Raw genomic sequence first — 14,012 nt, 5'->3', positions numbered from 1 at the left:
CCTCGGTCATCGGTTGATGTCATCGCCTGATGACTTACCCTACGCCCCAGGAGTCCTGGAGGGTGCTGTGATCTCCGTCAGGCGAACAGCGCCACCACGCTTGAGGCCAGGGAGGCACTCGCCGCGGCAAGCTCAGCAGCCACCAAGGCTGCCTCCACAGCGGAGACAGAACCGTCGTAAGTGACGTGGGCATCAGTGACCAACCTGACCGAATGGCCGCGCCGCAAGAGTGCTGTCACATCCGTCAGCCGAACAGCACCACCTCACTCGAGGCCAGAGACGCACCCGCCGCGGCAAGCTCAGCAGCAACCGCCGCGGAAGCCTCCACAGCCGAGACCGAACCGTCGTAAGTGGCGTGGGCATCAGTGACCAACGTGACCGGGTGGCCGCGCCGCAGGGCGGCCAGCGTGGTTTCGCGGACGCAGAAGTCACTTTGCATGCCCGCGATGACCAGCGGCGCGCCCGCGGGCAGGAAGTCGGCCAGCGGGGTGCCGGCGAACGAGTCGGGCGTGGTTTTGTCCACCACGGACTCACCCCGCAGCACGTCGTGCACCAACGCCCAACCCGGGCTGCCGGGAACGTCGGGGTCGTCGCCGGTGCCGTTGTTGCGCACGTGCACCACCGGCGCCCCGGCCGCACGCGCGCGGGCCAGCACCGCAGCGATCGCCGGCGCGACGCGGTCCGCGGCGGGCACCGGTTCGGGCGGCAGGAGCATGTTGTGCTGGACGTCGATCAGGAGCAGTACGGGAACCATGGCGCGAGCATGCCAGCGACCACCGACAAAACGGCTCAGCCGGAGTTCAGCCGGTCATCCCGCCGAACAGACCAGGCCGCCCCGACATAAACGACACAACCCCGCCCATCCCGTCGCCACGGCAACGGCTCAGTCAGGCATCCCCTCGAAACCCAGCTCCGCCAACAACGCGTCCGTGTGCTCCCCCACCTCCGGAATCGCCTCGAACCGCGGCTCGCGCCCCGCAACGGTCACCGGCGGCACCAAAGCCTGCACCGGCCCCACCGGCGACTCCACCGAACCCCACCTCCCCCGTTCGACGAGCTGCGGGTGCGAAGCCAGCTGGGCAACGGATCGCAGCCGCGCGTTGGCGATCCCCGCCGCGTCCAGGCGGGCGAGTACCGTCGCGGAGTCCAGTGGCGCGAAGGCCTCCTCGATCACCACCCGCAACTCGTCACGCCGAGCCGAGCGCTCGTCGTTGGTGGCAAAGGAATCCGCGACCGAGGCCCGGCCCAGCACGTCGGCACAGAGCCGCCGCCATTCGCGGTCGTTCTGCACCGCGAGGAACACCGTCTCGCCGTCGCCGCAGGTGTACGGGCCGTAGGGGGCGATCGCGGCGTGCGAGAGGCCCGTGCGCGCGGGCTGCGTGCCGCCGTAAACCGTGTAGTACAACGGAAAACCCACCCACTCGGTGAGCGCGTCGAACAGCGACACCTCGAACGCCTGCCCGCGACCGGTCCGGTCGCGCTCGTACAGCGCCGACAGCACCCCGCTGTACGCGTACATCCCGCCGGCCAGATCCGCGACGGGGATGCCCGTCTTCGCCGGTTCCTCGGGCGTGCCGGTGAGCGCGGGCACGCCGGTTTCGCACTGCACCAACAGGTCGTAGGCCTTCTTGTCGCGGTACGGTCCGTCGGTGCCGTAGCCGGAGATCCCGCACACGATCAGCCGCGGGTGGCGTGCCAGCAGCTCGTCCGGCCCGAGCCCGAGCCGCGCGGCCGCGCCGGGCGCGAGGTTCTGCACGAACACGTCCGCGCGCTCCAGCATCGCGTCGAGCACCCGCCGCTGCGCCGGCTGCTTCAGGTCCAGCGCAATCGATTCCTTGTTCCGGTTCAGCCACACGAAATGGCTCGACAGCCCGCGCACGGTGGTGTCGTACGACCGCGCGAAATCCCCCGAACCCGGGCGCTCGACCTTGATCACACGCGCGCCGAGGTCCCCCAGCTGCCGCGTCGCGAACGGTGCCGCCACCGCTTGTTCTAGGGAAACCACCGTGATTCCGGACAGCGGGAGCATCGAATTCCTTTCACCGGCAACCGTCGCGCCAGGCTAACCCCCGGCCGGAACATCAGCCGATCGGCCGGGTTTGTGACCCGTTCGCCCGAGGCGCCACCACGAGAACAACCCCATGATCATGATCATGAAGAAGCTCGTCCCCCTGCTGGCGGTCGCCGTGGCGCTGCCCTCGCTCGTCGCGGCCACACCCGCGCACGCCGCGCTCGCCTGGACCCCGTGCCGCACCCTGATCAAAGAGTGGGACCAGACCGACGCCCGCACCGAGTGCACCAAGGTCTCCGTCCCGGTCGACTACGCCCACCCCGACGGCCGCCGCCTCGACCTGATGGTGAGCCGCCTCAGGGCGACGCAGGCGAAGAAGGGCGTGATCGTGGTGAATCCCGGCGGACCGGGCAACTCCGGCCTTGGCATGCCGCTCACCCTGAGCCAGACCACCGTCGCGGGCATGGGCGCGGACCACGACGTGGTGGGCTTCGACCCGCGCGGCGTCGGCTTCAGCGGCGGCAAGCGGTGCGACCTCGCGCCCGAGGACGGCCCGGACCCCGACCCGCACGCGGCGCCCGCCGAGCAGTACCGGCAGGGCTACGAGCAGACGGCCAAGCAGAACGCCCGCTGCACCGGCTACGACCCCGAGCTCATCGCGAGCTTCTCCACCGACGTCGTCGCGCACGACCTCGATCGGATCCGGATCGCGTTGGGCGAGGAGAAGATCAGCTTCTACGGCGTCTCGTGGGGCACGGCACTCGGTGCGGTGTACCGGAGCCGCTACGACCAGCACGTCGACCGCATGCTGCTCGACTCCGTGATGCCACCCGACTTCAGCCTCCGCACCATGAACGATGGGCCCATCGCCGCCGCCGAAGCCGGCTTCGACCGATTCGCCGCGTGGCTCGCCGCGCGCGACGGCCAGTACCACCTCGGCACCGACGCCCGCGCGATCCGCGCAAACGTCACCGCTCTCGCCGCCGACCTCGACGCCCACCCCCGCCAGGTCACGGCCGGCGGCAAGCCGCTCACCTTCGCCGGCGGCAACCTCCGCACAGTGCTGACCTACCAGCCGGCCCACTGGCCCGCCGTGGCCGACACCCTCACCGCCCTGCGCGACGGCACCGATCCGCCCCTCGTCGGCGACGAACCCGAGTTCACCGGGTTCGGCCTCGAGGACAGCCCGCTTGCCGGCCTGCTCATGCAGATTTCCGTGCTGTGCAACGACCAGGGCGCCGACCCGAGTGAACCCGCGATGTGGCGCGAAGAGCGGCAACGGCAAGCGTCCTCGCCGCTGTTCCACGGCCTGGCCGGCTACCAGCACTGGTGCGCCGGCTGGCCGTTGCCGAAACAACCGTGGCACCTGACGGGCGGCACCAGCCCGTTGCAACTGGTGGGCCACCGCACGGAAACGACGACCCCGCTCGTCTGGGCCCAGGCCATGCAACGCCGGATCGGCGGCTCGCTGCTCACGATCGACAACGGCGCCCACGGCTCGCTCGACCTCGTGGCGTGCGGCTCGAAAGCCGTCGAGTTCTTCGACACCGGCCGCACCACCACGGGCAGCTGCGCCGGGGAGCCGGTGATCACGTCCACATCGGACTGAAGTGCTGGCAGGGCCGGGCCCGGCGGTCTCCCGCGGGGCCCGGCCCGCGCCCGCCGCCGCAGAGGTGGGGGGAGGGACCACAGCGGCGGGCTACTTCTTACGTACCCGACCGCGCCGCCGATCAATCGTCCGGGTGACGGTGATTCCCGCAACCGAGCGGACCCCGGTCCCGTCCGGACGGATCGGGAACCGCCGGGCGGGACCGGGAGATCGGGGAACCCGGCCAGGCCGGTTCGGTGATGATCTTGCCGGGACGCTTCCGACCGCGGCTGGGCGGGGTCGGCCGGAGCGGGGCCGCGGCGGGCCAGGTCTCGTGGCCGGCGTCGCGGCTTCGGGGTTGCGGCAGCGCGAACGGTTGTGTCGGCGTCGAACCCGGACCACCGAGGCGCCGGGCGTTGGGCACCGGACGCTGCCGCGCGACGGGGTAGCGGGCCAAGGGATCGGCGTCGCGCCGCGGATCCGCGCGATGGCGGGCGCGCTCAGGTTCGGGGGACAGCAACCGTCGTGTCGACGGCGCTGAGGCCGGCCGCCCGGTCGCGCGCGGCCGGGCAGCGCGGCGCAGGTACGCCAGGGCGAGCGCCGCGAACACCGCGGCGACCGTCGCGAGGGGCCACCAGGCCTGCATGCGCGCTGCTCCCGTCGTGGAGGGTCCGCAGGCCAGAGTGCCCGCTCCTCGCGGCGGTGAACGGATGACCACACGCGTGGGTGTCACCCGGATCGGGAACGCTCACTCATACACGACATACGCGGGCTTCGGCGTCAGCGCGAGAACCTCGGACGGGGTCATCAACGCGGCGCCGCGGCGGGTGTCCTCTTCGTAGAAGAGCTTGAAGCCCGCCAGCACGTGGTCCGGCTTGGCGGCCATGAGCGTGCGCCAGGTCGCTTTCTTCGCGCCCGCACTGCCGATGCCGTCCACGACCTTCACGATCGACACGCCCGGATGCGCCCGCAACGCCTCCTCGTCGCGCACGATGGAAGCCGCGACCTGGTGGTACGCCAAGATCTTGTTGGGCAGGCGCCGGTCGTTCGCGAGCTGAGCGAGGTACGCGGCGACGCCGTCGAGTTCCGCACCGGTGGTGCGCCCGAACTTCTCGCCGGGCACCACCCCCGGCTCGACGGCCCACTCCGGGTCCAGGGCGATGCCGACATCCGGCTCCGCCAGCCACCGCTCGTACGCCCGCACCTCCGGCAGGAAATCGGCGCGGCCGGGCTGGATGTTGAGCAGCAGCACGCCCTCGAGCGCCCGCGCTTCGGCGAGGTAGCCGGCGATCGTGGCGTCGGACGCGCGGGTGCGGTACATCCCGTCGGGGCCGGGGGTGCGGTGGGCGGCCGTCGCGATGAGCTCGACGACCGGGGTCACCGCCTGCCGATACGCACCCGCCTGCCGCACGAGCGCACGCCCAGCTGCAGCGAGATCACCGGTCATCCGGCCGAGGGCCTCGGCGTGCGGCGCACCGCAGTAGCCGACGAGCAGGCTCGTGGCCAGCGCGTTCGGTGGCGGCTTCGGCGGGGTGGACGACGTCGGGGTCGAGGTGGGCGGCGGTGACGTGGGAAGTACCGCGGGCGCTTGGGCCGGCACTCGTCGCGGTACCGCTCCGCACGCGCTCACCACCCCCGCCAAGGCCACCGTGAGTACCGCTCGACGGGTGAATTTCGCCTCGAACCGCATGCACCCTCCCAGCCCGGCGGCGACGGGATTTCCCCTGCCGGCACGGGAAAAGTACCCCCGTGATCGACTCCCGAACCGGTCTCCGGCCACCCGATTTCCCTTGTTCCACAACGATTCGACCAGCCGGTTTCCCGATCATCGAAACTTGACAGTACTTACATAAGGACTGTTACAATCTCCGCCGTGCCTGACGAGCCGTTTCCCGACCCCACCGAACAGAGCCTCTGGCGCCCGATGCGCCTGCTCCAGCACGCGATGGACGACGACATCGGCCGCCTCTACACCGAGCGCGGCATCGACGGCCTCAAACCGAGCTTCGTCATGGAACTCCTGCGCCTGCACGCGCGTGGGCCGATGACCATCACCGAGCTGGCCGCGTCGGTCGAGCGCACGCACTCGGCGTTGAGCCAGAAGGTCGCCGCCATGCGCAAGGCGGGGCTGGTCACGACCACCGCGGGCGACGACGCACGCAGCAAGAAGGTGGTGCTCACCGCCAAGGCCGAGGAGATCGTCGGCCGCCTCGCCGCGGAATGGCGGGCGACCGAAGCCGCGCTGAACGACCTCGAGGCCGAGATCCCGTACGCATTGAGCAAGGTGGTCGTCGACATCGAGAAAGCTTTGCGGCGCAAGAGCTTCCACGACCGCATCGCCGAGAAGCTCGAAGCCGACCCGGACTGGCGATGAGGGTGCACCTGCTCGACGTGACGCCGCTGCGCACCTCGCCGGGGTTCGGCGACTCTGGGTCGGTCGCACGTGCTCGGTGCTCGGCGGGCAGCTCACGGCCGTCGCCGTGTTGTTCCAGGTGTGGGACCGCACGGGCAGCACCATCTGGACGGGCGCGGTCGGGCTGGCGCAGGCGGTGCCGATCATCGCGATCGGCCTGTTCGCGGGGTCCCTGGTGGACCGGGTCGACCGGCGGCGGTTCTACCTCGTGATGACGGTGGGCCAGGCCGGATGCTCGCTGTTGCTGGTCGCGCAGAGCGTGGTGCCGGGGTTCCCCGTCGGCGGGGTGCTGGCGATCCTCGCGGTGCAATCGTGTTTCGCCGCGGGCAGCGGACCCGCGTCGCGCACGTTCATCCCCCGGCTGCTGCCGCGCGACCAGCTCTCGGCCGGGCTCGCCCTCAACGGGATCTCCTTCCAGGGCGGCCTTCTCATCGGCCCCGCGCTCGGCGGGCTGCTCATCGGCTGGGTCGGCGTGACCGGCTGTTACGCGGTCGACGCCGTCACGTTCGCCTGCGCCTTCTACGGCGCCTTCGGCCTGCCCGCGATGCGGCCCGACGGTGAGTCCGCTCGCCCGGGCTTGCGCGGCATCGCCGACGGCCTCGCGTTCCTCGTGCACCACCCCGCGGTGCGCGGCGCACTGCTCACCGACCTCGCCGCCACCGTGCTGTCGATGCCGACGAGCCTGTTTCCCTTGATCAACGCCGAACGCTTCGGCGACAACCCCCGCACGCTCGGGTTGTTCCTGACCGCGATCGCCGTCGGGGGCGTCACGGCCTCGGTGTTCTCGGGTGCCTTCACCCGCCTGCCACGGCCGGGTCCGGTCATGCTGGCGGGCGCGGGTGCGTGGGGGCTCGCGCTGACGCTGTTCGGGCTCACCGCCAGCGCGTGGGCCGGCCTCGGCTTCCTCGTGCTCGCGGGCGCGGCGGACACCGTGTCCGTGGTGTCGCGCAGCACCGTCGTCCAGCTCAACACACCCGACGAGCTGCTCGGGCGGGTCGCCGCCGCGGAGCAGATCGTCGGGCAGGCCGGCCCGAACCTCGGCAACCTGCGCGCGGGCCTGGTGGCCGCACCGACGTCTGCTTTGGTCGCCCTGGTCAGCGGCGGCCTGCTGTGCGTGGCCGCGGTCGCGGGCGTCGCCGCGTCGAGACCGTTCAGGACAAGCCCTTGCGCAGCACCGAAATCCGATCGACCGACTCACTGAAGCCCGGCAGCGAACCTTCGGCCTTCGCGAGCGCGTCGGCCGCCGCGTCGCCCTGGCTGACGTCCCGGCCCGACGCGAGGATCAGGTCGACGCCCGCCTTCGCCGCGAGCACCGCGCGGTTGCCGGTATCGCCGAAGTCCTGCAGCGCACCCGCTTCGAGGGCGTCGGTGATCGTCACGCCGCCGAACCCGTCCCGCTGCCGCAACTCCTGCACCGCGGCCGGGGAGAGCCCCGCGGGGCGGCTCGCGTCGAGCGCCGGGTAGACGGCCCACGACAGCATCACGAGCTTGGCCGCCGTGCCCGCGTACGGCGCTTCGTCCTTCGCGCGCAACTCCGGCAACGGCACGTCCAACGTCACCGGCGCCACGTCCGTGTTGCTCCCCGCCGGCGCCGCCCCCAGCCCGGGAAAGTGCTTCGCCGTCGAGGCCACACCCGTGGCCTGCTGCGCGGCGACGAAAGCGCGGCCCAGCGCGCCCGCCGTGGCGGCGTCGCTCGAGTACGAACGGCCGTACTCGTCGATGAAGTTCCCGGCCTGCCGGTAGACGTCGAGTACCGGCGACAGGTTCACGTTCATGCCGACGCTCGCGAGGTTGTTCCCCGCACCCGTGCCGGCCGCCTTTGCCGCCGCCTCGGGATCCGCCGTCTGGCCCACTTGCTTCTGCGACAACGTCGGCTCGCCCGGCAGCCGCCGGACCTGCCCGCCTTCCTGGTCGGTCATCAGCAGCAACGGCTCGCGCACGGGGCTCTGCGCCGACGCGTCACGCAGTTGTCTCACCACGCCCGCGATCTGGCTGCTCGAGGAAATGTTCTCGCCGAAGAAGATCACACCCCCGGCCTCACCGGCGCGGATCCGCTGCAGCAACTGCTGCGGCGGTGTCAACCCGGCGTACGAGTAGATGACCCGCTGCCCCGCGAGTTGCCTCGGGCTCAGCTCCCGCCCGCCCGCCGCCCCCGGCACCGCCCCCACCGTCACCACGGCCACCGCGACAGCGGCCACGACCTGCACGACACGCTTCATGGCACTCCCTCCAGTGGCGACCACGGTAACGCCTGGGAGTGAGAGGCGAAAACTTCCGACCGAAGCGTGAGTGATGTCCGGATCTGCTTCGGCCAATTCGCAACCCGGAATCGACCGACCGGACTCACCAAACCCCCGCCCTTCCAAGGCCCTTCCAAAGCCCGTCCAAGGCCCTTCCAAGGGGGGCGTGCCCACGTCCATTCTATCGGCCACCCCGACAAAACCCGTCCGAATCCTCGCCGCAGGCCGAGTTATCCACAACTCGGCCACGGTGTGGACAACCCACCGGCTACCGTGCGCCGAGTGAGCTTCTTCCTGACCCGCGTCCTCGCCATGCTCGACCGAGGCGGCGACGCCGTCCTCTTCCACCACGAAGGGCGCGAAACCACCTACCGCGTGGCGGCCGACATCGTCAGGCGCATCCACTCCGGGCTCGGTGGCACGAAGAACATCGTCGCGATCGAGCACGGCAACCGGCCGGAAGTCGTGCTCGCGCAGGTGGCCGCGCAGGTGCGGGGGCTGGAAGTGCTCCTGGTTCCGACATCGGCGAGCAGGCCGGCGCGGAAACGAGCCCTGGACCAGACCGCGGCCACACTGCTCGACCTCGACGCGCTCATCGAGCACGAACCGTCCACTCCGGACGCTCTCCCAGCGCGGGTCTCCGCGATCTTCCCCACCGGCGGGACCACCGGCACTCCCAAGCTGATCCGCCACCGCGGCATCTACGACGGCATGGCCCACATCTTCACCCCGGACAGCACCCAAACCGTCCTCATCACCGCTCCGCTGACGCACATGACCGGAAACGCCGCCGCCCTCGGCGCCCTGCTGTCCGGCAGCAAGATCGTGCTCCGCTCGCACTTCGACGCCGAAGAGCTGCTGGCCGACGTCGAGACCCACCGCGTCACCAGCTTGTCGCTCACGCCGCCGAGGTTGGCCGCGGTGCTGGACAGCCCGGCCCTGGCCCGCACCGACACCTCGAGCCTGAAGTCACTGTCACTGGGAGCCGCGCCCTTGTCGCCGCGGCGGTTGGCGCAGGCGATCGACGCGTTCGGCCCGAAGGTCGGCCAAGGGTACGGGCTCACCGAGGCCCCGATGGTCGCGAGCATCTCCGCGCAGGAGCTGACCGCCGAGCACCGCCTGGGATCCGTCGGGCGGGTCGTGCCGGGGATGGAGGCGCGCGTCGACGAAGGGGAGATCCTCGTGCGCGGGCTGTCCATGATGGACGGTTACCTCGGCGAGCCCCCGATCGGCGACGGCTGGCTGCGCACCGGCGACCTCGGCCACTTCGACGACGAGGGTTACCTCTACCTCCACGACCGCATCGCCGACGTGATCGTCACCGGCGACCACGGCACCAAGGTCGCTTCGGTCGCCGTCGAGCACGCGCTGCTGGCCCACCCGGGTGTCGCCGCCGCGGCCGTGTTCGCGGTGCCCGGCCCGGGCGGGGAAGGCGAGCGGGTGCACGCGGTGGTCGTGTCCAACACGCGCCTCACGCAAGAACAACTCCGCGCCCACGTCCACCAGGAACTGGGCGGTGCCCACTTCGTACCGGACAAGGTGGACTTCACCGGCGAACTGCCCTTGACCCCGGTGGGCAAAGTGGACAAGCGAAAACTGGCCGAACCGTTCTGGGCCGGCCATCCGCGCCACATCGCCTAGCCGCGCAGAAGGAAGAGCCGGCGTGTGCACCCCCCGTCGGTGCGCACGCCGGCTCTTCGGCTTTCAGTTACTTCACTTGTCGCCGAAGCGGATCGAGGTGACCTGCTTGTCGAACCCGATCGTGCCGAGGTCGTTGACGTTACCCGTGATGATCGTCGACTGGCCGGTGCAGTTCGGGCCCTTCCAGAGCTTCACCGGACCACCGCTGAGCTGGATCGAGCGGACCAGCGTCGGCTGCGGGTTCGCGACACAGCCCGGGCCGGAGACCCCGAACGAACCCTGCGGCTCGGAGAGGTTGAGACCGGTGTCGAGGATCGCGCTGCCGTTGCCCAGAGTCACGGTGCTCGGCGGAGCACTCGTCGTCGAAGCGGGCGGGTTGGTGGAAGAGGACGCGGGCGGGACCGACTGGCCGGTGGTGGCGGAAGCGCCGCCCTTCGGCAGGACCTTGCCACCGGTCGGCGAGATGGCGAACCAGGTGCCCTGCACGCCTTCACCGTTGATGTCGCCCGGCTTCTTGTCGCCGGAGAAGGTGTAGAGCGGCCAGCCGTTGAGCGTCACCTGGCGGCCGCCGTCGGAGCGGGTGATGATGCCGATCTTGGCGGCGGCGACACCGTTGACGAAGATGCGCGAACCCGGCTTCACGAGCACCGGCGGCCACTTCACCTTGCAGTCACCGTTGCAGTTGGACGTCGGCGGCTTCGGGGTGTCCTTGTCGAAGCGGTAGAGCGTCCGGCCCGCACCGTCGTGGACGATCGGGTTCAGGCCACCGGCCGAACCTCGGGTGAGCTGGATCCACTTCATCGCGGGCTCGTCGTTGCGCGGGCCCGGGTAGGCGTCGCCCTGGGTCATGTCGGCGCCGTTTTCCTTGGCGGTGCCGGTCTTGTAGTCGACGCCGGTCGTCGGGTCCGTGCCCTCCTTGGACGCCTGCGCCTTGCCGCCTTCCGGCGTCACGCCGAACCACGTGCCCTGCACGCCCTGGCCCTTGGTGTCGCCGGCCTGCGCGTCGCCGCTGAAGCGGTAGACCGGCCAGTTGCCGATCGTCACCTGCAGCGAGCCGTCCGGGCGCTTGATGAAGCCGACGTCGTTGCGGTCGACCCCGTTGAGGAACACCTTGCCGCCCGGCTTCACCGTGACCGCGGGCCACGTCTTGGCGCACGGGTCCGCGGTGCAGGTGGACGTCGGGGGCTTCGGGCTGTCCTTGTCGAAGCGGTAGAGCAGGAAGCCCTTTCCGTTCAGCACCACCGGGTTCAGGTTGCCGGCCGAGCCGGCGTCGAGCTCCACCCACTGCTCGGCGGCCTGGGTGTCGGACGCGTCCGCGAAGTCGCCGGTGTTGGTCGGCGCGCCGTTCTGCTGAGCGGTTCCGGTGAGGAAGCTGACCGAAGAGGCCGCGTCGGCCCCTCCCGCGGGGGCGGCACTCGGCGTGCCGGTGGTACCGCCACCACACGCCGTCAGGGCCGCCACACCCGTCGCCACGAGGGCGGCGAGCATCGCAACTCGAGTACGCAACATTTCGGGTTTCTCCCTGTCAGAACCGGCCACCGGAATCGGCGAGCCTTTGATGACCGGTACACGGATGTGGTCCCCGTGAGGGTTCACCGAGGTTTCGTGACCCCGATCACAATCAGCGGCGAAGCCGATTCCTTGTCAGGAAAGCAAAAGGGCGCTGCCCGTTCGTCCGGTCCACACCGGACGAACGGGCAGCGCCCTCGCGTTCGCGAGCTACAGCGAAGCCGACACGAACTGGTGCCCGTCGGTGTTCTCCACGAGCACCGACGCGACGTTCGCCGGATCGACGAGCGCCGAACCGTCGAGGTTCACGCCTTCGTTCTCGGCCTTGTCCGACACCAGCCAGTTGCCGGCGATCTCACGGCTGCCGTCCTTGCCGACCACCACGAGCCGGCACTTCTGCCCCGCGGGAATGCCGGTGACGGACGCGTTGAGCTTGACCCAGCCGACTGCCGGGGTCATGGCCACGTTGAGCCTCGCCCCCGAGGCGGATTCGCCGATCGCGACGCGGGTTCCTGGTGCCACAGTGGCCGGCGCGGACACCGGCGGCGCGGCGACGGCCGGGCCGGTCCCGCTCTCACCCGCCTTGCCGACGAGCACGCCCGCACCGAGCGCCGCCGCGGCGACGACAACTGCCGCCGACGCGGCCAGGAACCTGCCCCGGCCACGGGCACTCGACGATTCGCTCCTGATCTGGCGCAACGTGCGCTGCAGCAACAGGTCCGCGTCGTCGGGCGGCCCGTCGAGCAACGCCTCGGGCGGCAGCGCACCCAGGAACGCCTGCATCTCACGCAATGACTCCACCTCCTCCCGGCACTCCGCGCAGGTCGTCAGGTGCTGCTCGACGTCCCGCTGGTCGGTCGTGCCCGCCTCGCCGGCCACGTAGGCCTCGAGGTCGAACCGGTCGCTGTGCGACGTGCTCATCACGCGGCCCCCACTCCCAGTCGCTGCGACCGGAACTGCTCACGCAAAGCGCGCAACCCGTAGTAGGAGCGCGACTTCACCGTGCCCGGTGGTATGCCCAGTCTTTCGGCGGTCTCGCCGACCGTCCGCCCGTGCAGGTACACGTGTTCCAGGACTTCGCGGTGCTCGGCGGACAGGTCGTCCAGCGCGGCCAGCACCACCATCGAGTCCACGACCTGGTCGGAGTGGTCCCGCGCCACCGGCACGGTGGTGGGCGACTCCGCCACCTCCGTGGGCCGTGCGGCCCGGGCCCGGATCTTGTCCGTGACCAGGTTCCGCACCACGGTCAGCAGCCAGCCCCGCACCGAGCCCTTGCCGTTGACCAGGCTGTCGGGGTGTCGCCAAGCGCGCACCAGTGCCTCCTGCACGACGTCTTCCGCCGCCGCCCGATCACCGAGCAGCCTTGTGGCGTACGCCAGCATCGCCTTGCCGTGCTCCTCGAACAGCGAGCGCACGAGCGCCTCGTCGGCGACCTGCTGGCGATGACGGGTTCTCAACCCGGCCATCCGCTACCACCCTCCCGAGTCCCGCAACGTGCGGGATCTCCTCACCTCCACGAGGGGCACACGGATGGCGAGGCGGGTTCAGTTCAGCGGATACCGAACCGTGACGAACGCCACATTCGGTTCTTGATCGTCCGAGCTCAGGCCGAACAGCGGTTTCCGGAGTTCACGCACCCGACGACGGTGTCCATCAGGGCATCCGGCATCACGTCGATGAAGTCCGCGTGGTCGGAGACGGGGTTGTTGAGCTCTTCGGGGAACGAGTCGATCGCGTACTCCGCGCCGGTGGGCACGGTGTAGGAGATCTCCAGGTGCAGGCGCGGCACGGCGAACGTGCCGGCCTGGCACGCGCCGTTCGCGGCGGGGAACACCAGGTGCGACTTGTGGTTGGGGCTGTCGGTGGTGCGCCCGTTCCAGCAGCTCGGGAAGTCGAAGAGCCGCACGACCTGCTGCCCGGCCGGGCAGCGCGGGTACTGGCGCCCGACGTGGTCACGGCTGCCGGAGCACGTCCACTGCACGTGGTCGGTGGCGACGCCGCCCTGGGTGTAGCCGTGCGGGTTTCCGGTGTTGGCGCGCAGGAAGCGCGGCATGGGCACGACGTTGGTGGCCGGGTTGCCCTGGTACTCGATCAGCACCGAGTCGGGCACGAGGATGCGGCCGAACACGGTCTGGCGCGCGTCGCCGCGGGGCAGGCGCAGCACGGGCCAGTAGTAAGTCGACTTGTCGCCCGCCTGGCACGTGGTACCGGCGGCGGCGAGCGACGCGTCGGTGGAGAACGCGGTCGTCGAGTCATTTCCGACGTAGTCGTGCAGGTGGTGGGCGCCGCCGGCGACGCCCGGGCTGATCACGACGTTGTCGGAGTTGTGGCGGCCTTCCTCATCGCGGCCGCAGTCGATGCGCCACGTGCCGGCCGAGCCGCCGGGCTGCACCGCGGGCGCGGGCGGCGCGACGGGCAGCGCCGAGACGTCGGCGAAGTAAGCGGGCGAGACGGTGTGCTCCTCCTCGTGCGCCCCGGCCGTGAGCGTGTTGTACCCGACCACGCTCGCCGGCACGGCGATCAGCACCAGGACGATGGTGAACACGATCCACCCGGGCGACCAGCGCCGCCGCGATTGCGAATCCACGCCTATCATTTTCCCACCGTCAA

General features: G+C 70.6%; 12 protein-coding genes. 4 read left to right on the top strand and 8 right to left on the bottom strand.

What is annotated here, in order from left to right; all coding sequences use genetic code 11:
* Positions 1-244 precede the first annotated feature (244 nt).
* Together ACWEOE_RS21655 and ACWEOE_RS21650 are read right to left on the bottom strand one after the other, a co-directional pair.
* Positions 245-754 carry an isochorismatase family protein gene (locus ACWEOE_RS21655; protein ID WP_452011880.1) on the bottom strand — a complete coding sequence of 170 codons (510 nt, stop codon included), beginning with the start codon at positions 752-754 and terminating at the stop codon, positions 245-247.
* A 129-nt stretch (positions 755-883) separates the two neighbouring features.
* The gene (locus tag ACWEOE_RS21650; protein ID WP_452011877.1) at positions 884-2,029 is read right to left on the bottom strand and encodes a CaiB/BaiF CoA transferase family protein; all 1,146 of its coding nucleotides are present in this window, start codon (positions 2,027-2,029) and stop codon (positions 884-886) included.
* A gap of 124 nt (positions 2,030-2,153) precedes the next feature.
* On the opposite strand from ACWEOE_RS21650, the gene ACWEOE_RS21645 reads away from it, so the two are divergent.
* Positions 2,154-3,620: an alpha/beta fold hydrolase gene (locus ACWEOE_RS21645; RefSeq protein ID WP_452011874.1), complete on the top strand. Its 1,467-nt coding sequence runs from the start codon at positions 2,154-2,156 to the stop codon at positions 3,618-3,620.
* 727 nt (positions 3,621-4,347) lie between these two features.
* Here the strand turns inward: ACWEOE_RS21645 and ACWEOE_RS21640 are convergent.
* Positions 4,348-5,199: a hypothetical protein gene (locus ACWEOE_RS21640; protein WP_452011871.1), complete on the bottom strand. Its 852-nt coding sequence runs from the start codon at positions 5,197-5,199 to the stop codon at positions 4,348-4,350.
* A gap of 273 nt (positions 5,200-5,472) precedes the next feature.
* Between ACWEOE_RS21640 and ACWEOE_RS21635 the strand changes: the two genes are divergently transcribed.
* Both ACWEOE_RS21635 and ACWEOE_RS21630 read left to right on the top strand, forming a co-directional pair.
* On the top strand, positions 5,473-5,973 hold the full coding sequence (locus tag ACWEOE_RS21635) for a MarR family winged helix-turn-helix transcriptional regulator (protein WP_452011868.1): 501 nt from the start codon (positions 5,473-5,475) through the stop codon (positions 5,971-5,973).
* A gap of 76 nt (positions 5,974-6,049) precedes the next feature.
* The gene (locus tag ACWEOE_RS21630; protein ID WP_452011865.1) at positions 6,050-7,213 is read left to right on the top strand and encodes an MFS transporter; all 1,164 of its coding nucleotides are present in this window, start codon (positions 6,050-6,052) and stop codon (positions 7,211-7,213) included.
* On the opposite strand, the gene ACWEOE_RS21625 is transcribed toward ACWEOE_RS21630, so the two are convergent.
* Positions 7,164-8,231, bottom strand: coding sequence for a glycoside hydrolase family 3 N-terminal domain-containing protein (locus ACWEOE_RS21625; protein WP_452011862.1), 1,068 nt, complete (start codon positions 8,229-8,231; stop codon positions 7,164-7,166). The genes ACWEOE_RS21630 and ACWEOE_RS21625 overlap by 50 nt on opposite strands.
* Positions 8,232-8,534: 303 nt before the next feature.
* On the opposite strand from ACWEOE_RS21625, the gene ACWEOE_RS21620 reads away from it, so the two are divergent.
* Positions 8,535-9,893 carry a class I adenylate-forming enzyme family protein gene (locus ACWEOE_RS21620; RefSeq protein WP_452011859.1) on the top strand — a complete coding sequence of 453 codons (1,359 nt, stop codon included), beginning with the start codon at positions 8,535-8,537 and terminating at the stop codon, positions 9,891-9,893.
* A gap of 72 nt (positions 9,894-9,965) precedes the next feature.
* Here the strand turns inward: ACWEOE_RS21620 and ACWEOE_RS21615 are convergent, their stop codons facing one another.
* The 4 genes from ACWEOE_RS21615 to ACWEOE_RS21600 form a co-directional block, all read right to left on the bottom strand.
* Positions 9,966-11,402, bottom strand: a complete 1,437-nt coding sequence (locus tag ACWEOE_RS21615; protein WP_452011856.1) for a hypothetical protein — start codon at positions 11,400-11,402, stop codon at positions 9,966-9,968.
* A gap of 210 nt (positions 11,403-11,612) precedes the next feature.
* On the bottom strand, positions 11,613-12,323 hold the full coding sequence (locus ACWEOE_RS21610; RefSeq protein WP_452011853.1) for an anti-sigma factor family protein: 711 nt from the start codon (positions 12,321-12,323) through the stop codon (positions 11,613-11,615).
* Entirely contained in the window at positions 12,323-12,868 is a 546-nt protein-coding gene (locus ACWEOE_RS21605; RefSeq protein WP_452011850.1) for a sigma-70 family RNA polymerase sigma factor, read from the bottom strand. The genes ACWEOE_RS21610 and ACWEOE_RS21605 overlap by 1 nt, the downstream gene beginning before the upstream one ends.
* A gap of 137 nt (positions 12,869-13,005) precedes the next feature.
* Positions 13,006-13,989, bottom strand: a complete 984-nt coding sequence (locus tag ACWEOE_RS21600; RefSeq protein WP_452011847.1) for a DUF1996 domain-containing protein — start codon at positions 13,987-13,989, stop codon at positions 13,006-13,008.
* Positions 13,990-14,012: the final 23 nt, after the last annotated feature.

The organism is Amycolatopsis sp. NPDC004368, from assembly GCF_053602515.1.
The sequence above is the reverse complement of the archived record's forward strand: the minus strand, read 5'-3'. Positions and strand labels throughout refer to the sequence as shown.

What these genes read in the sequence shown, in the direction of transcription:
- ACWEOE_RS21650 (WP_452011877.1), bottom strand. Translation starts at nt 2,029, where the DNA reads ATGCTCCCGCTGTCCGGAATCACGGTGGTTTCCCTAGAACAAGCGGTG.
- ACWEOE_RS21610 (WP_452011853.1), bottom strand. Translation starts at nt 12,323, where the DNA reads ATGAGCACGTCGCACAGCGACCGGTTCGACCTCGAGGCCTACGTGGCC.
- ACWEOE_RS21655 (WP_452011880.1), bottom strand. Translation starts at nt 754, where the DNA reads ATGGTTCCCGTACTGCTCCTGATCGACGTCCAGCACAACATGCTCCTG.
- ACWEOE_RS21605 (WP_452011850.1), bottom strand. Translation starts at nt 12,868, where the DNA reads ATGGCCGGGTTGAGAACCCGTCATCGCCAGCAGGTCGCCGACGAGGCG.
- ACWEOE_RS21615 (WP_452011856.1), bottom strand. Translation starts at nt 11,402, where the DNA reads ATGTTGCGTACTCGAGTTGCGATGCTCGCCGCCCTCGTGGCGACGGGT.
- ACWEOE_RS21625 (WP_452011862.1), bottom strand. Translation starts at nt 8,231, where the DNA reads ATGAAGCGTGTCGTGCAGGTCGTGGCCGCTGTCGCGGTGGCCGTGGTG.
- ACWEOE_RS21645 (WP_452011874.1), top strand. Translation starts at nt 2,154, where the DNA reads ATGAAGAAGCTCGTCCCCCTGCTGGCGGTCGCCGTGGCGCTGCCCTCG.